The sequence below is a fragment of the Shewanella sp. 10N.261.52.F9 genome (assembly GCF_041471165.1).
Classification (GTDB): Bacteria; Pseudomonadota; Gammaproteobacteria; order Enterobacterales; family Shewanellaceae; genus Shewanella; species Shewanella marinintestina.
On the sequence record NZ_JBFRNX010000001.1, the window covers coordinates 70,913 to 89,170 of the forward strand.

The following is an 18,258-nucleotide window of genomic DNA, read 5'->3' on the forward strand; positions in this document are numbered from 1 at the left end:
GTTAGCCATTGCTGGGCTATTCCAAACGATGAACTCTCACGATTATTTACCGCAGCAAATGAAGTTAGAAGCCAGAATCCGTTAAAGTTTATTGAGGTGATTGAGGAGTTGAACAGACATGAGCAACTTATGTCTAAGCAGCAGAAATACCATTTAAAATATTTAAGAGCATATAGCTTATCTTTCAAAGGCAAGTTCAACGAAGCTCTAAAGATTTATAAACAGCTCTTGAACTCTGAAGCCGGCGAGCAAATTAAGCTCAAAGCAACTCTTTCGATAGTGAATACATATGCTATATCAAAAAATTGGCCTGATGGATTATCTCATCTCTCTAGCGCATTAAATAGCTTACCTACGATTGCAGATAGCAGCCTGCATGAACGAACGTTTGCTATTGCAGCTATTTTCTACAACCAACTAGGGCAATATGAACTAGGACTTAAGTTCTCCAAACGGCTATTAAGTGAAAATCCACAAGGCCGCAACCTCTGCATCGCTCACAACTTAAAATTAGAATCCCAATTCAAACTGGGGCAGCTCAGTGAAGACTCACCGCAAATAGCCCAAGGTCTGCAAGCATGCCAGCAGAGCAACGAAGTGGTGATGGAAAGCGCCATTTATAGCTATTTAGCTGAACTGCATTTAGATAACAACCAACCACTACAAGCAATCGCCACGCTAGAAAAGCAGCTTGAATCATTAGCAGCCACAAAATACGCGCCTTTTCTGGCGATTTATCATGCCTTACTTGCTAAAAGCTATTACCTATCTAAACAAATAGATATTGCTGAAGAGCACTCAAGCAAAGCTGTTGCACACGCAAAAAATATTGGTACTTCTGAATCGTCAGTCACCGCTTATAACATCCTATTTCAAATTGCTGAATCTCGTGGTGAGCACCAGCAAGCCTTGGCATATCATCAAGAGTATGCCGCTGCCGATAAAGCCTATTTAGATGAAGTTAAAACCAAGCATTTAGCATTTCAGCTTGCGCAGCATCAGGCGACTGAGCAAAAAAACCAGATAAAGCTTTTAGATGACCAAAACCGTTTACTGCGCTTGGAGCAAAAACTGAGCCGCAGTGAAACCGAAAATAACCGCTTGTTTATTTCGCTACTATTTGTGTCGATACTGTTATTAGCTGGCATGGTGTATAAATCACGTACCACACAAAAGCGTTTAAAATTGCTGGCGGAGTATGATGCGCTGACTAAGGTACATAACCGCGGTCACTTTACTCAACAGGCATTAAATGCCATTGACTATTGCAGCAAGAATCAACAAGCCGCCAGCTGTATTTTGTTTGATTTAGATAAGTTTAAAAGCATTAATGACACATACGGCCACGCGACGGGAGATTGGGTGTTAAAACAAGTCGCTCAAGTCTGCCAAGCCCACAGCCGCAAAAGCGACCTGTTTGCCCGCCTTGGCGGCGAAGAGTTTTGTATTTTCTTACCGAGTTGTGACGTTAATACCGCCGCGCAATTGGCAGAAGAGTACCGTAAGTTAATTGCCGCCATAGACAGCGCAGGCTCAGGCTTTGAGTTTGCAATTAGCGCCAGCTTTGGAGTAACAGACTTTAGCTTGTCGGGAACAAACCTAGATAAAATGATAGCCGATAGTGACCATGCTATGTATGTATCGAAAAAGACTGGTCGCAATCGAGTAACCATATTCTCAGATGGTATTGCCGAGTTTAAGCGCAATAAACAGGCTAACAGTGCCATGAGCAGCCAAGCCACTGAGGCAAGAGTGTAACGCTTATCCTAAGACGGAAACTGCTGATAAAATAATAAGCCTGACATGATGTCAGGCTTATTATTTACTTAACGCTTTAGCGCTATTTCAAATTGCTTAGTGCTCCAAGCAGTGCTGATTGTAACTCTGGGTTACGTAGCGCCTGTGTTTCCATATCGAAGTTATCGAAAAAGCTTGGAATAGACAGGGTCGCTTTTACATCGGCGGCAAAATATGGCGCTGAACCAGCTGCAGCAGCTAATACTGTTGCCGCGCCGCCAGGGCCTGGCGAAGTTGCTAGTAGCACCATTGGCTTGTTTTGGAACACTTTCATGTCGATACGTGATGTCCAGTCAAACAAGTTCTTGTAAGCCGCCGTGTATGAACCGTTATGCTCGGCAAACGAAATAATAATCGCATCTGCTTCACCCAACTTGGCAAAAAACTTTTGTGCTTGCTCAGGCTGGCCTAACTCTTCTTCACGGTCTTGGCTAAAGAGTGGCATTTCGTAATCGTTGATATCGAGGATTTCAACGTCTGCTCCGGCAACTTGTGACGCAGCATAAGCGGCAAGTTGCTTGTTGATTGATTTAGTACTGCTGCTGGCTGCAAAAGCTAATAGTTTCATAATGGTCTCTCTATACTGTTATTACAGGTAAAGCCTGCAAAGATATTAGGTTCAATTGCCGTACTCTGCTGCAAGCTAAAGATTAACTTTTGAGCGACAACTCGATGTAGAGCAGTGTATATTGGTGACGAATAAAGATTAATAACCTAAAAAGATAATAACTATTTCCATACAACTGTTAATAGGTGGCATTGGTGACAATAAATAAACTATTTGATGGCATAGTGATTTTTGCACAGGTGGTGAAAAGTGGCGGTTTTTCTGCCGCGGCAGAGGCTCTTGGTCACTCCACCTCTTATGTGAGCAAAGAGGTCAATAAACTGGAGACTCGCCTTGGCGTGCGTTTACTTAACCGCACTACCCGCTCGATAGGCTTAACCCCTGAGGGCGAGGCCTATTATCAACAGTGCTTGCAACTTATTAGCGACGCTGAACTGGCAGTAGGCTTAATTACCCAAGACAATGTTAGCCCTAAGGGGGTGTTAAAGCTCAGTTGTCCGGTGGGCTTTGCCCAAAACCATCTGCAGGATATTATCTCTGAATACATTAATCGTTACCCTAATGTTAGCTTAGAGCTTGAGCTTAGCGATCAGCGCACAGATGTGATTGCCGATGGTTACGACATAGCGATACGCGCCTCAGCCCACCTCGAGGAGTCGAGCCTTATCTGCCGTAAAATATATAGCAGTAAGGCTTATACGGTCGCCTCGAAAGAGTATATTTCGCGCCACGGTAAGCCACATCACCCTAGAGAGCTAGCCACTCATAACGGCATTTGTTATTCCAATTTAAAGCAGCCTAGTCGCTGGGACTATATTGATACTGACGGCAAGCCGTTCTTTGTTGATGTACGCCAAAAAATACTCTGCAATAACGGACATATGCAATTGGCTATGGTGTTAGCCGGCCATGGTATTGCCCGCCTCCCCAGCTTTTACATGGAAGAGGCACTTAACGATAACCGCTTAGAAATACTATTTGAGAGCTGCCCCAATACCGAAATTGACGTTTACGTGGTTTATCCAAGCCGTAAACACTTGTCGCCTAAAGTCCGAGCCTTTATTGATTTAGCCGCCGAACGGCTTGGTGGCAAACGGAGCAATGTTAATTAACATGCTGAATTTTTAACGATATCACTTTAAAGTTAATGGTTAGCGAACTTATAATAAGACAAGCCTATGTCTCCTGCTGACTTGTTATTCATCAAAGCCAAGGCTGCTTATTCAACAAAACACATAAATTAGGATGGAACCTGTGCTTAAAAAAGTTCTTGCGATGACCAGCTCGACCCAGATGATAGTGGCCATGCTTGTTGGTTTTGGCGTCGGCTTGTTCTTTGGTGAATCAGTGAGTTGGATGGGCACTATTGGTACGAGTGTGATTTTGCTGATGCAGATGACAGTGCTGCCTTATATTGTGGTATCGCTGGTTGGCGGTATTGGTAAACTGCAAAAAAGCACCGCTAAACTAATATTTAGCCGAGCTGGTTTGATAATGTTACTGCTGTGGTTATTGGCAATGGTGATGGTTGCTCTTATGCCGTTGTCATTCCCTATCGTTGAGTCAGCCTCTTTCTTTAGTACTAGTAGCATTGAGCCCATCACCCCGATTGATTACTTTAAGCTGTATATTCCGTCAAATCCGTTTGAGTCAATGGCTGACGGCTATGTACCAGCCATGGTGGTGTTTAGCATCGCTATGGGCCTTGCGCTTATAGGCATGCAGGGCGAGCATAAACAACAAATACTAACCTTTATGCATACCAGTTCGGAGATCTTCTCGCGCATTACTCAAGGCTTAGTTAAAATTCTACCGATTGGTATTTTCGCCATGTCAGCGTCTGCCGCAGGCACCATGGGCGTTGATGAATTTGCCAGTATGCAAGTGTATCTAATCAGCTATTTTGTACTATGCTTACTGCTGACTTTTTGGGTACTGCCCTGGATTGTGGCCTCGTTGACTCCGATAACTTTTGCCCAAGCACTGCGCATTTCTAAATCTAGCTTAGTGACCGCCTTTGCCACGGGTAACATTTTTATTGTTATTCCGGTGATTGTTGAAGAGTGTAAGCAGGTGATGCGCGAGCATGATGACCTTTGTGAAGATGGCGCCACCTTAATTGAAATTCTGGTTCCCATTGCGTTTACCTTCCCGAATATCGGTAAGTTAACCGTCATATTATTTGTGTATTTTGCTGGCTGGTTTAACGGCACACCGGTGGATATTAGCAGTATTCCATCGCTATCAATTAGTGGCTTGTTGGCCTTATTTGGCAGTGTCTATGTGGCGATTCCATTTATGCTGGATCTGGTAAAACTGCCTGCTGATCTGTTCCAGTTATTTGTAATGTCGGGCTTTATTACAGGTAAATTCACCTCTATTGCGGCGGTAATGAACCTGTTTGTACTCACCCTACTTACTGCCTCTTTATTTCAAAAGTCGCTTAAACTGCGCCCGCCACAACTGCTGAAAATGAGTATTGGCATTGGCGCTAGCGTAATCGCCACTATCTTGGTTTGCCGCATTGCTATGGGCATGTTTATCCATAGCCCTGAGATCACCAGTGGCGTAATCGCCAATATGCAGGTGGCTGACAAAGTGCCCACTAAAGTAAACAAGCAGTTTCCTGTTGTGGGTAAAACGCCAAGTACGCCAATACGCAGCGTGCAGGCCATTCGCGATGCAGGCACATTAAGAGTCGGTTATATCCCGAGTAATGTGCCGTTTAGTTACTACAATAACGCAGGCCAATTAGTTGGTTTTGATACCGCGATGGCGAATAAACTGGCTGAAGACTTAAAAGTTAAAATTGAGTTTATTCCCTTTAAGAAAGATAAATTAGCCGCATCGCTCAAGGCGGGGTTCTTTGATATTGCCATGTCTGGCTTGGCTATGGACATAGAGCAAATGGACGCCCTCAGTTATGCCAATCCGGTGCTTGAGCTTAATATTGCCATTGCCACTCGCGACCACTTGGTAAACGAGTTTAAAACCAATGACAGCATAAAAGAGATGCAGGGCATGACGATTGCCTATGTTGAACATGGTGATGCCATTGAAGAAGCGAAGAAAATGGCACCCAATATCAAGTTCGTAAAAATCGAGGGCTATAAAGACTTTTTCAGACAGAAAAAACATAAGTACGATGCGGTGGTGATTAGCGCACAAGCGGGCTCAGCTTGGACCTTGTTCTTCCCGGGTTACGGTATTGCGCTGCTGGAAAACAAATCACATTACCCGGTGGCTTACGCGGTGGCGCAATCGAACCAGTCGCTGCTTAACTACATCAATAACTGGCAACGCCTGCGCAAAGTCGATGGCACCCAAGAGCAGATTTACGATTACTGGATGCTTGGTAAAGGCGCAGAAAAAGTAGAGCCGCGCTGGTCGATTATCCGCAATGTGCTGCACTGGGTCGATTAAGCCTTATCTACTCATCGATTGCTCTACTAGCAAAACGCCCGCTTATTAGCGGGCGTTGTTTATTGTCATGGCGATACTTAAGTTGGCGTTGGCGTTGCTAACAATGCCACTTCATCTGCGGTTAAGTGACGCCACTGCCCCACTGCAACATCAAGCTTTAACGCGCCTATTTGCTCGCGGTGCAAACCATTAACTCTGTTACCAATCGCGGCAAACATGCGTTTTACTTGGTGATATTTACCTTCGGTGATGGTTAATAACGCCTCTGTGGGCGTCACCAGCTCAAGTTTAGCGGGCTGAGTTAATGCCTTTTCGTTTTGTAGTTGTAAGCCTTGGGAAAATCTTGCAATGACTTCAGCCGAGTTATCAGCGGTGATGGGGTCTCGCAGCGTTACTCGGTAGGTCTTGTCGCACTTTTTGTCTGGGCGAATAATATCAAATGACCAACGACCATCGTCGGTCAACAGCACTAAACCAGTGGTATCGGCATCGAGTCTGCCGACAATATGTAAGTCTTCAACGCGTTCAAGCTCAATGCAGTTAAATAGGCTTGGGTAATCACCATCAACGTTGGAGCTCAGCATATTCATAGGTTTATGCAGCATAATGTAACGCGACGGCCGCGCAATCAGCTTTTTCCCATCTAGGGTTATACAATTAGTCTCATGCACTTGAAAGCCGACATCAGTAACCGTATTGCCATTGACGCTGATTTGCCCCGCTAGGATACATTCACTCGACTGGGCACGATTAAGTGCAGTACTTTTACAGATAAACTTGTCTAAACGCATGTCTCTTTTAACTACTTATTACTATCAGTGGGCGGTTACAATCAGCAAAATAACATAAATGGTATTGTTAGGCGTTGATATATTGTGTCTTATGCATCTTCAGCTATTAAGCGCCGGCGATTTCAGGCACAATAGCGCCCTAAGTAAAAGCTTATAAAAAGCTGACGTATTTTGTCGTAAACGCTTAGGAACCTACAATGACGCAAATCACCCTACTTACTCCTGACGATTGGCACCTTCATTTTCGCGATGGCGATATGCTGCAAGAAACCGTTCCAGCAACGGCTCGCTTGTTCCAACGCGCAATCGTAATGCCAAACCTATTGCCACCTGTTACCAATGCCAAAATGGTAACCGAGTATCGTGAGCGTATTTTAGCGGCGCGCCCAGCAGGTTCGACTTTTGAACCGCTAATGACAATTTTCTTAACCAACAACACCACAGAGCAAGACATCATTGATGCTAAAGCGGCTGGCGTTGTTGCTGCTAAGCTTTACCCCGCGGGTGCAACCACTAACTCTGATGCAGCAGTTAAAGCGCTTGATTCGCTATTCCCTGTATTTGAAGCCATGGCTAAGCACGGTATGTTGCTGTTGGTTCACGGTGAGGTTACTGAATCTCACATCGATATTTTCGACCGTGAAGCCATGTTTATTGAACGCTACCTAGCGCGTATTGTGGCGTCTTTCCCAACATTGAAAGTGGTTTTTGAGCACATAACTACCAAAGATGCGGCTGACTTTGTTATGGAAGCGGCTGACAACGTCGCAGCGACTATTACCCCACAGCATTTACTGCTTAACCGTAATGACCTGCTTGTTGGCGGTGTGCGCCCACATAACTTCTGTTTACCAGTACTTAAGCGCAGCACCCACCAAGAAGCACTGCGTGCTGCAGTAGCAACGGGGTCGAGCAAGTTCTTCTTAGGCACTGATTCGGCGCCGCACGAGAAACATCGCAAAGAGTCAGCTTGTGGTTGCGCCGGTTGTTACAGCGCATGGAGTGCACTAGAGCTTTACGCACAGGTATTTGATGACCTAGGCGCTCTCGATAAGCTTGAAGGCTTTGCCAGCAAGCACGGCCCTGATTTTTACGGCCTGCCGCGCAACACCAGCACTGTGACGCTAGTGAAAGAAAAGTGGACAGTACCAAGCGAGATCATCTTGCCAAACGGTAGCCCGATTGTGCCTTTCTTTGCCGGTGAAGAAGTGAACTGGAAAGTGAAAACAGCTTAGGCGTTGAAAACCTGTATTAACTAAAAAGCCCGCACATGCGGGCTTTTTAATGGTTTAAAATAACTATTTTCTACTCTCGCCCAAGCGCATCGCCAAGAGGCTCAAAATAATTTATCAAGGCCTCAAAGATCTGCGCTCTATGTTCAAGTGTTGGGTAGCCGCCCGCATCAAATAGCGGTGATTTTAGAGTTTCATCCACTAAATAGGGGTTAGTGATATCGGGGTAAGATTCGATACACGATTCAAAGGCGCGTGCCATTAATTCGGTAGGCCGTGAAAAGTACTGGCTATTATGTTGTTTATCCAATGCTATCGCCCGATTAACATAATCATGGCCATCTTCACCGTTTTCATTTAGCAACGCGATTTCAAATACCTGCTCTAATCGCTGATTTAACGGATGTTTTATCGGTTTTACATCGGCAAGCCAACTATGACTCGCAAAGGAGGTGCCACTAGGTGAAGTGCGATAGGACTTTGGTGCAATGTAATGATCAAACGCGTGCCAAAACTCGTGGGCCAGCGCGCCCGCTCCGGCATTTTTAGCTAACGCTAGCTCGCGCTTATGCGGCGCATAATGCGCTTGCACACCTTTTTGACCACCACTGCCAAACGCTAGATTTAGCGTTTCGCGTAAACCCAATGCTTTAGGCGGTAATTTTAAGATAAAAGCTAAATCGGCTAACGAGTCAAAAATTAAGTTAGCGGCTTTATCACGCTCTTCGTTTTCGACCCATTTACCTAAACGAATATGCCCAAGACCAAACACCTGCTTTATATCGACAAAGCTGACTTGTTCGTCGAAACGGTAATCGGGGCCAATGCGGCGATAGGCTTTAGACTTTAACACTGATCCTTCCTGCGAACTTTGCGGTTTGACTAGAATAGTTACTCTTACGAAGCTTGTGCTGATTTACGCCACTTTAACGGCGAAATCCCCGCGAATTGCTTAAAGGCTTTACTAAACGCGCTTACATCGCTGTAGCCTAACACTTCTGACAACAAGGTGATATCTAGCTGACTCGATTGTAAATGCCAGCAAGCCGTGCTCATTCTCACATCGGCTAATAATTTTTTAAAGGTTAAACCTTGTTTTGCCAACCGCCGTTGTAAAGTTCGACGATTCATATTGAGCATAGTTGCTACAAGATCAATATTGGTATCGTGCAAGCCCATTGTTTGTAAAATTAACGTCTTAACCTTACGTTCAATATCATCACCAAACTGGCTGATAAGTATCTCTAAATATGACTTAATCTGCTTTTTATCTTGATCTGAAATACGTTGCAACGGCTGGGTAAGATAGCTTGAATGGATAATTAAGCGATCGTTTTCTTGGTTAAATACCACCGGACACTCAAAGTATTTGCGGTAAACATGACTATCTGAAATGGCGGTATGAGCAAATTCTAACCTGTCGAGTTTAAGTGTTTTCCCTATCAAGGTTTTGACTAAGCCTGCACACACTCCAAACGACAACTCCTTATATTGCTTAGCATGGCTAATATCTTGATAAATTTGATAACGCTCAATCAATATCGACTGCTCGAATTTGCGTAACACCCAATATTCACCATGGCTATGCAGCATCATATAACGCTGTGCATTGACTAGCGCCTCTCCAACCGTATGACTCGCCTGAATAATAAGGCCCACAGCCCCAAGCATCTCCAATCCCTGCTTTGCAGCCAAACGTAGGCCAAAGTCTTGGCAATTAAGCTCTGTCGATGCTAATTCAAGTAGGTTAATCATGCTAGCAAAGGCAATCATATTGTCGGGATTACTCAGATCTTGCGGTTGTAAATCGCACTGTGCCAATAGACCTTGAGTATCACCGCCAAGCTCACAGACCAAGCTATTAAAACCCAACAAAGATGCACTGCGAATTAAGTAATCTTGCTTCATCAAAACCCCTTTCTTTGCATCCCTGTCTCAGCTTAAGTCAATTATGGTGTTTAGATAATCGCCAATTTGTCACCAAATGACAAGAATGAAAATTAGACAAGCCTTAATCTAAAAATGTCGAATCGATAAACATAATAAAAACGATTAACAATATGGAGGGGAGTTTCTATGTCTGCATACGATACCATCATTAAAGGAGGTCGATACTTTGACGGCACGGGCGCTGACTCGTCGATTCAAAATATTGCCATAAAAAACGGTAGAATCGCAAAAGTCTCAAGCCAAGCAATTGATGAAACAGACTGTAACCACATTATCGATGCTCAACAAAAATGGGTGATGCCGGGCTTTATCGACACGCATACCCATTATGATGCAGAGCTAATTGTTAGCCCTAGCCTGTCAGAATCGGTGCGCCACGGCGTAACTACGGTGCTTGTTGGTAGTTGCTCGTTAAGCATGATCTGCAGTGAATATGAAGACGCTTCTGATATTTTCACCCGCGTTGAAACTGTCCCCCGCGAAAAAGTACTGCCTATTTTAAAGCAACATAAAACATGGAGTACGCCTAAGCAGTGGGTCGAATTTGCTCACCAACATCCTTTAGGCCCAAACGTTGTCAGCATGCTTGGTCACAGTGATTTACGTGTCGGCGTTATGGGCTTAAGCCGCGCAACCGATCTAAACGTCACTCCCACCGAAACCGAAATGCGCAAAATGGAAAGCCTGCTCAAAGAATCATTAGAAGTCGGCTTTTTAGGCTTATCGACCATGTGCCTAAAGTGGGACAAAATTGATGGCGACCGCGAATGGTCAAAAAGCTTACCGAGCACCTACGCTAAGTGGAAAGAAGTATCGCGGCTGAACAACTTAGTGCGTGAATATGACCGAGTGCATCAAGGTGCGCCTAATGCCGCGGCAATACTGCAAATAAACCAGTATATGCGCGAATGTATGGGTATATTTAAAAAACGCCTTAAAACCACACTGATTAGCCGCATGGATCTAAAAGGCAGTGTCTACCTAAGTAAAATCACCAATCTTGCCGCCAGAGTTACCAACTTCCTCAATGGTGATTTTCGTTGGCAGGTGTTGCCTACGCCTTTTACCGTTTATGCCGATGGTATTGATGTGGTGTTTTTTGAAGAGTTTGGCGCAGGTGAACTAGCACTCGACTTAAAAGATAAAATAGCTCGCAACGAGCTATTAAAAGACGAAACCTACCGTCGTGACTTTAGAAAGTTCTATGGCGAAAAGCTCAGCCCTCGGGTATGGCAGCGCGACTTTGGTGATGCCATTATCCTTGAATGTCCTGATCAATCTATTGTCGGCAAAAACTTCGCAGATGTTGCCGAGAGCAAACAGATCCATGTGGTCGATTTGTTCCTCGACTTAGTGGTGCAATATGGCACTGATTTACGTTGGTACACCACGGTTGCAAACCACCGTAAACACATTCTAAAAAACATGGTTAAAGATAAAAAGTCTTTAATTACCTTCAGTGATGCCGGTGCGCATATCCGCAATATGGCGTTTTATAACTTGCCGCTACGCATGCTAAAGCTTGTCAGTGAAAGTATTGATGAAAGCCAAAACCAACAAACTAAAAACAGCCAAGCGATGATGACAATGGAACAGGCTGTGTTCCGTATGACGGGCGATCAAGCACAGTGGTTCAATATCGATGCAGGCCGAATTCGTGTCGGCGATAGAGCCGATATCGTGGTGCTAAACCCCTCTAAATTTAATCAAGATCTTGAACAGGTAAGCTGGGCTGAAATGGAAAACTTTGGCTTACAACGCCTTGTTAATCGTAATCCAGGATTAGTCGAACAAGTATTTATTAATGGAAACCTCGCCTGCGAGCATGATCAAATTAATCCCGAACTTGGCAGGAGTATGAACTTCGGTACTTATATTCCAGCGCACTAACTTGGCCATTTTTAGAAAGAGCAAATCGATTAATAATACGGATATTTAAGATGATAAAAACAATAACTAATTTAGTTGCTGGGCTATGCTTATGCCTTATTCCGATAAGTGCTTATGCCGCCAATAAACCTAACATTGTGGTGATATTTGGTGATGATATTGGCTATGGCAATATCTCGGCATACAACAACGGCATGCTTGGCTATCAAACACCTAATATCGACAGCATTGCTAATGAGGGCGCAATGTTGACCTCCTATTATGCTGAGCAGTCATGTACCGCAGGACGCTCTGCATTTATTACCGGGCAAATGCCGGTGCGCACCGGCTTAAGCAAAGTCGGATTGCCAGGAGCAAGCCAAGGCATACAGCCGCAGGATATAACCTTGGCACAGACATTAAAAGATCTCGGTTACGCAACCGGACAATTTGGTAAAAATCACTTAGGCGATCGCGATGACATGCTACCGACTAAGCATGGTTTTGATGAGTTTATGGGTAATCTTTACCACCTAAACGCCGAGGAAGAACCTGAAAATGCCGACTACCCAAAGTCAGCAGCGTTTAAAAAGCGCTTTGGTCCACGAGGCGTGATTCATTCTTATGCCGACGGTAAAATTGAAGATACTGGGCCACTCACTAGCAAACGCATGGAAACCGTTGATGATGAAGCCTTAGCTGCAGCCAATGACTTTATCAGCCGGCAAGTTAACAAAAACAAGCCGTTTTTCTTGTGGTACAACACCACTCGCATGCACAACTACACCCATGTCAGTGACAAGAACTCTGGTGTTACCGGTTTAGGGGATTATGCCGACGGCATGGTTGAGCACGATAACCATATCGGCCTATTACTGGCAAAGCTAAAACAACTCAATATTGAAGACAATACCGTGGTGATTTACACCACGGACAACGGCCCGATGAACGCCACTTGGCCTGATGCCGCCACCAGCCCCTTTAGAGGTGAGAAAAATACTGGTTGGGAAGGTGGGTTTAGAGTGCCTGCGTTTATAAAATGGCCTAATCATATTAAGCCTAATTCAAAGTTCAATGGCATTGTTTCATCTGCAGACTGGTTTCCAACATTGATGAGCATTGCAGGTAATAGCAATATTAAAAGCCAATTGCTCTCGGGTTATAAAGCCAGCAATGGCAAGCAATATCGTAACCATCTAGACGGGTATAATATGGTTGATTACCTAAGCCATAAAACCGATGAAAGCCCACGGCAACAGTTTTTCTATTGGTCTGATGATGGTGAACTGCTCGCCATGCGTGATGGGCGCTGGAAATTTCATTTTAAGATCCAAGAAAGCAAAGGTATTGCAGTCTGGACTCAACCCCAAAAAACCTTAAGAGTGCCTAAACTGTTTGATTTAGCTATCGATCCTTATGAAAAAGGCGATCAAGGCTTTGGCTATGATGACTGGTGGTATAAGCGTGCATTTGTAGTGATCCCAGCACAAATTAAGGTCAAGCAAATGTTGGCAACCTTTAAAGAATTTCCACCAAGGCAAGTCCCCGGCAGCTTTACCGTTGATATTGATATGCAAGACTTAGTCAATATTTCTAAACAACCCAAATCGCGGTAAAGCCATACTGATAACACCGTCTTTAGGCTAGCGGTTGAGACGCCCTAGCCTATTACCGCCAATAGACGGTATAATTGCGCCAATTAGTTTAAAACTCTATAGGCCTTTAAATGGCGCGCACCGCAGCAGCATTACACATATTAGTTAAGCACCAAACACTTGCTGAAGATATCATCAAGCAACTGAATAAGGGCGCGAAATTCGACGTACTTGCTAAGAAGCACTCAACTTGCCCATCGGGCAAAAAAGGTGGCAGTTTAGGCGAATTTAAGAAAGGGCAGATGGTGCCGCAATTTGATAAAGTTTGCTTCTCAGGTGAGTTAATCACGCCGCACTTAGTTAAGACTAAGTTCGGCTGGCATGTGATTAAGGTTTTGTATCGCACTTAGGCTAAATAATATTGAAAGGCCAAATGGGTATACCCACAAGAATTTGATAAAGTATGTTTCAGTGGCGAGTTAATCACGCCGCACTTAGTTAAGACTAAGTTCGGCTGGCATGTGATTAAGATTTTGTACAGAACATAAACCAACCCGCCAAGTTACTGGCAATGATTACGTAACTAAGATCCTCTACAGGATATAAATCAGCCAACCAAGTTACTGGCAATGTTCACCTTATCAAGGTGTTGTACAGAACATAAACCAGTCAGTAAAACCGCTAGTAATGACTGCATATTTATAGGTTAACAATGCAGTATTGAGTTAGATAAAACCAATATGTTATAACCGCAACATACCTTCTAAGGCATATCTAAGTGATATGCCTTTTTTGTTCCCCCTGATTTCTAGAGTTCACTAAAAGCTGTAAAAAAGACTAGTAGTGCAATGCTTATGTACCCTACACACATCAACATTGATTCGCTTTATTCCTTTGTTGAAATAAATGCGCCAGCAGCACTTCGTGTGGTTACACGAAAAACACTAAACAAATGATTTTACAGAGGTAGCTATGAAGAAATCTATTATTGCTTTATCTATGTTGTTTACTTGCTCTGCTCACGCTCAGCTTATCCAACACACTGACCAAATTGCAGAAGTACAATTTTCAGGCTCCTCTTACGAACTTGGTAAACATGTAGGTGTTGTGGCTAAAAAACAAATTCTAGATGGAATTGAACGTTTCAATGAGACCTTAGGTGTCATGCTTCCAGGTCTTAATGTCATTGCATTATCGAAAGGGTTTGATGGCCAAGACGTCTACGGAAAACTGCAAAAAAGCTCTCCTGATGCAGCGGCTTATATTACAGGCCTTGCGGAATCACTCAATCGTGATCCGAACTTGTTATTAGCTGTTGGTATGTCCGATGAAGCGATTCTCGAGTCACAGCGCAGTGGTGGTATGGGCTTTCTTGCTACAGAAAAAACCCACCAAGCCGCCGCGCCAGCAAAGTGCACTTCAATCGCTATTGCGGCAGATGGCGATAAAGCTTGGGCTGCAAGTAATTTTGACTATATGGGTATCAATTATGAAGGGCTTATTATGCTCAAACATACCGATGTAGATGGCAAGACTCGATTAATTCAAACCTGGGCTGGATTGATACCTTTTGGAGGCGTCACTAAAGGCGCTCAGGTCATGACCATGAACACTATGGCTGATGAAGGAACCGCGAGACAGCACGCGAATGGCGAGATAATAACGGATACTGCGACGCCTTCGTATCATCTGAGCTGGGATGTTTACAATGCCCAGTCTTATGCTGATGTGGTAGATACGTTCAAAAAATTCGACGAATACACCGCTTTCTTTACCTATACCATTGCCAGTGCAAATAAACCTGCGATGAATATCGAAAACACCTACAGCGGCAAAGTTCATGTAAGTGAAGGACCTTGGATAGCTCATGCAAACCATTCTCTATATGAAGCTAAAGACTTTGTTGATAATAAGTTCGCTGCCTTTTCATTAGCCCGCCAAGAGGCTGCTAATCAATTCATGAAAACAGCCAATGCTCATACTAGTGAAGCTGCGATTCGTAACTTACTTGAAGCAAAGCCGATTTGGAAAGGTCGTGGTGAACTGATGGGAACAGTGACTTCAACTTACTACGAAATCAATGGAAACAAAGTCGACGTGTATTTTAAGACTGATTTTGACCATGGTGTTGTACATATGACGAACTACTGAATAAGTTTATTTAATCAGGACCCTACGGGGTCCTTTTTTATAGCTGCACATTACTACTCATCACTAAAACAACAGTAAAAGCTTAGTAATACACTTCCTTATTATCATACACACATCGACTTAACGACGGGACAAACCCCAGTTACCTATTTAAGTTTACTGCTAAATAAACAAGCATATTTGTGAGTAATCGTAGCTTTATAAGGTCACTCAACGCTTTGCAAAAAAGCTTATAAATTCTGTAGAGGAAAATCTAATGAAAAAATTATTGCTCGCGTTAACACTTCTATTTTCATTCAATAGTCACGCTGAAAGCTTTGATAGTGATTGGCGCACCTATGGCGATTACGCTCAAATTGCAATTCCAGCAACAGCATTATTCGTCGCTTGGATGAAAGACGATACCGAGGGCATGTGGCAGCTAGGTAAAACCGTTGTATACACACAAGGAATAACTGAAGTAACCAAATCAATTACTAATGTTACTCGCCCCTGCGGTGGTGCTAGAAGTTTTCCAAGTGGGCACACAGCTGCGGCATTCAGCGGTGCCGCTTTCTTAGACCATCGCTACGGATTCAAATACGGTCTGCCAGCTTATATCGCTGCTACTGGTGTTGCTTATTCAAGAGTAAAAGCAAACAAACATTGGAAGTCAGATGTCATTATCGGCGCCTGCTTAGCGTACACAGTCAGTTACTTCGTTACTAGCCAGTACCAAGATCCTAATTTGATCATTGCCCCGACAATGATGGGAAAAGATGCTCAAGGGATCCTAGTCAGCTACAGGTTTTAATATCAAAACCCACTTTTCTAGCCCTAATTATTGAAGACTTTTTGATGCTAAATGTTCACTAGAACGATTGCTAATAACGAGTAAACACGGCTTTCATCAGCATCGAAACATCTGAAAAACGCCGAAAGAAATCATAACTCAATTGAATCTATTGAATCTATTGAATCTATTGAATCTATTGAATGATAAAAAAGTGCCTCGTTGAAGTGCTTGCTAATTTTTACACCTTAAAACCGATATCCCAAAACATGATTAGGACCATATTATGCGAACGTCAAAAATCACACAGGCTGTATCTTTAATACTGATGAGTGCTTCACTATCTGTATCGGCGACTGAAAAAGTGTCACCAAGTGATTTAACTCAAGTGAATTCATTTATTAGTGGCTCCGCTAACAATAACAAAGACATTTCAGTAATGGGAGGGATCGCGGGTTCTTACGCTAAAGGAAATAACTTCATTGGTTTGATTGAACATCAAACCGAAACTAATAAAGGCCGTAAAGCTCAAGATACACGAATTCGTTACTTTCAAGTTTTTGACCTTAATACTGCTTTTGCCGACCAAATTGGTTTTTCTGTTGATTACAAAAAATCATGGAAAATGAGCTCTCAGGACCCCGACGCATTCGGTACTGATACTGTTGCAGTGGGAATAATTAATAAATACTCGTTAACTGAAAAATTGTCAGTTTATCCCAATGTTGCCTATGTTGCCGGTCAAGCAACTGGTAATGATGGCAAAAAAGTTAAATTGTGTGGTTTTCAAACTAACATATTTACGAGCTACGAAATCAATAATTCAAGTTACATTATCGTCCAACCACAGTTCCAGCGTGCAGATTTAACACCAAGCACAACAAAAGGTGCAGCAGCTAAAGTAGACACATTCAAAATAAAAACGGGTTACGGAATGTCATTAGACCAAGCTGGTCAATGGTGGATTGAAGCTTCGCACACATACACCCGCAATAACGCTAGGATAAAGTTCATTAGTAATAAAACTATTGGTATTGATAAGGACCACTTATTCGAAGTGACAGCTTCTTATTATTTCTAATTATCACTTACCAGTAGTGTAAGCCCTGACTTTTAGCAGAGCTTAAAATTACCATTCACAAATATTCTTCCCACTCAGTCACCCGCCTACTAGGCTGGTGAAAAAACGCTTTAGTGCAGGCCTATAGTGGATTTTAAGACACCGTTAATGCCTAAAAACTAGTAACTTACAAAAAAATCACTGTGAACATAAAATAATCACTAAGGTATTCGCTAGTGTATAGTGGCAGGTAATGTAAAAGCATAGCTAGAGAAATAGACATGACACCAGAAGCAAAATTAGAATTCGCCGATCTAATAACCGATCAATCGAAACTTTTTGAGTTGATATCTCAAGTTCCACCTCAAGCACTTAAACAGTACCCTAATTTACAAAAACATTTGCTTATTCAATCAGAGAAGAGCAAAGAGCTGCAACAGGCGATTAAAAACGGTGATTTCAGTGAGAATGAATGGAATCTTGAATTGTACCGACTACTCGATACTCTGGGTTATGAAATGATCCAAACTATCGACACGACACAACTCAGTAATCGTGTGATTAATTTGGTTGGGGCTGATATCACCGCAATTGAAACCTTAACCATCCATGACATTGGTTCCGAGGTACTTGCTGAATTACTGGTGAAGATGGCTAACAGTGTAATTGATAATACTAGAATTAAAATCATTAGATACCCTTGGTTAGCTGAAAAAGGCCGTATTGATTTCAATTTCTATGCAAAGTTAGACAAAGTTTATGACGCTTGGATAAATGGTTTCTCAAGTCACTATAAACTGGATGCATGGTGCCAATCAGAGCTTGATACAAGATGCCCTCAATCCTGCATAAAACTGTTTAAGGAACATGGAAACCCCAAAGAAATTAAAGCTTGGGTGGAATGGGTTGCAAGTAGAGGTTAACTTATTGCTCCCTGTTAAAGAGCATCTCTATTACGGTGTAAGTCGCCTAAAAGGTCTGCGTTTGAGGCTATAAGCCTAAGATAGAGCAAGCAAGAAACAAACGACTTACACTAACAAAATAGCCACT

At 43.2% G+C, this 18,258-nt stretch carries 15 protein-coding genes and 1 pseudogene; 12 read left to right on the top strand and 4 right to left on the bottom strand.

The features are described from left to right. Nucleotides 1–129: 129 nt before the first annotated feature. Nucleotides 130–1,758, top strand: a complete 1,629-nt coding sequence (locus tag AB4298_RS00290) for a tetratricopeptide repeat-containing diguanylate cyclase (protein ID WP_371985361.1) — start codon at nt 130–132, stop codon at nt 1,756–1,758. 82 nt (nt 1,759–1,840) lie between these two features. Here AB4298_RS00290 and AB4298_RS00295 read toward each other — a convergent pair whose 3' ends face one another. After that, on the bottom strand, nt 1,841–2,365 hold the full coding sequence (locus tag AB4298_RS00295; protein WP_248999330.1) for an NADPH-dependent FMN reductase: 525 nt from the start codon (nt 2,363–2,365) through the stop codon (nt 1,841–1,843). A gap of 194 nt (nt 2,366–2,559) precedes the next feature. Here AB4298_RS00295 and AB4298_RS00300 point away from each other — a divergent pair, with 194 nt between their 5' ends. Further along, complete coding sequence (locus AB4298_RS00300; protein WP_371985362.1) at nt 2,560–3,477, top strand: LysR family transcriptional regulator; 918 nt, start codon at nt 2,560–2,562, stop codon at nt 3,475–3,477. Nucleotides 3,478–3,610: 133 nt separating this feature from the next. Next, nucleotides 3,611–5,788: a cation:dicarboxylate symporter family transporter gene (locus AB4298_RS00305; protein ID WP_371985363.1), complete on the top strand. Its 2,178-nt coding sequence runs from the start codon at nt 3,611–3,613 to the stop codon at nt 5,786–5,788. Nucleotides 5,789–5,865: 77 nt separating this feature from the next. Here AB4298_RS00305 and AB4298_RS00310 read toward each other — a convergent pair whose 3' ends face one another. Next, on the bottom strand, nt 5,866–6,579 hold the full coding sequence (locus tag AB4298_RS00310) for a pseudouridine synthase (RefSeq protein WP_371985364.1): 714 nt from the start codon (nt 6,577–6,579) through the stop codon (nt 5,866–5,868). Between the two features lie 197 nt (nt 6,580–6,776). Between AB4298_RS00310 and pyrC the strand changes: the two genes are divergently transcribed. Then, the gene (gene pyrC / locus AB4298_RS00315; protein WP_248999334.1) at nt 6,777–7,814 is read left to right on the top strand and encodes a dihydroorotase; all 1,038 of its coding nucleotides are present in this window, start codon (nt 6,777–6,779) and stop codon (nt 7,812–7,814) included. 70 nt (nt 7,815–7,884) lie between these two features. Here pyrC and AB4298_RS00320 read toward each other — a convergent pair whose 3' ends face one another. Together AB4298_RS00320 and AB4298_RS00325 are read right to left on the bottom strand one after the other, a co-directional pair. Continuing rightward, complete coding sequence (locus AB4298_RS00320) at nt 7,885–8,664, bottom strand: CLCA_X family protein (protein WP_248999335.1); 780 nt, start codon at nt 8,662–8,664, stop codon at nt 7,885–7,887. Between the two features lie 44 nt (nt 8,665–8,708). Then, a complete protein-coding gene (locus AB4298_RS00325; protein ID WP_371985365.1) occupies nt 8,709–9,719 on the bottom strand; it encodes an AraC family transcriptional regulator in 1,011 nt (336 codons plus the stop codon). 168 nt (nt 9,720–9,887) lie between these two features. On the opposite strand from AB4298_RS00325, the gene AB4298_RS00330 reads away from it, so the two are divergent. The 8 genes and pseudogenes from AB4298_RS00330 (at nt 9,888) to AB4298_RS00360 (ending at nt 18,131) form a co-directional block, all read left to right on the top strand. Beyond that, nucleotides 9,888–11,651 carry an N-acyl-D-amino-acid deacylase family protein gene (locus AB4298_RS00330; RefSeq protein ID WP_371985366.1) on the top strand — a complete coding sequence of 588 codons (1,764 nt, stop codon included), beginning with the start codon at nt 9,888–9,890 and terminating at the stop codon, nt 11,649–11,651. Between the two features lie 50 nt (nt 11,652–11,701). Then, nucleotides 11,702–13,246 (top strand): arylsulfatase, encoded by a 1,545-nt coding sequence (locus AB4298_RS00335; protein ID WP_371985367.1) that lies wholly within the window; start codon nt 11,702–11,704, stop codon nt 13,244–13,246. A gap of 110 nt (nt 13,247–13,356) precedes the next feature. After that, nucleotides 13,357–13,635 (top strand): peptidylprolyl isomerase PpiC, encoded by a 279-nt coding sequence (ppiC, locus tag AB4298_RS00340; protein WP_248999339.1) that lies wholly within the window; start codon nt 13,357–13,359, stop codon nt 13,633–13,635. A 42-nt stretch (nt 13,636–13,677) separates the two neighbouring features. Then, nucleotides 13,678–13,773 (top strand): annotated as a pseudogene (locus AB4298_RS21360) (peptidylprolyl isomerase); the annotation flags it as partial. Nucleotides 13,774–14,197: 424 nt separating this feature from the next. Then, nucleotides 14,198–15,376: a C45 family autoproteolytic acyltransferase/hydrolase gene (locus tag AB4298_RS00345; protein WP_248999340.1), complete on the top strand. Its 1,179-nt coding sequence runs from the start codon at nt 14,198–14,200 to the stop codon at nt 15,374–15,376. Between the two features lie 256 nt (nt 15,377–15,632). Next, a complete protein-coding gene (locus tag AB4298_RS00350; RefSeq protein ID WP_248999341.1) occupies nt 15,633–16,169 on the top strand; it encodes a phosphatase PAP2 family protein in 537 nt (178 codons plus the stop codon). A gap of 265 nt (nt 16,170–16,434) precedes the next feature. Then, a complete protein-coding gene (locus AB4298_RS00355; protein ID WP_371985368.1) occupies nt 16,435–17,229 on the top strand; it encodes a hypothetical protein in 795 nt (264 codons plus the stop codon). Between the two features lie 260 nt (nt 17,230–17,489). Continuing rightward, the gene (locus tag AB4298_RS00360) at nt 17,490–18,131 is read left to right on the top strand and encodes a hypothetical protein (RefSeq protein ID WP_248999343.1); all 642 of its coding nucleotides are present in this window, start codon (nt 17,490–17,492) and stop codon (nt 18,129–18,131) included. Nucleotides 18,132–18,258: the final 127 nt, after the last annotated feature.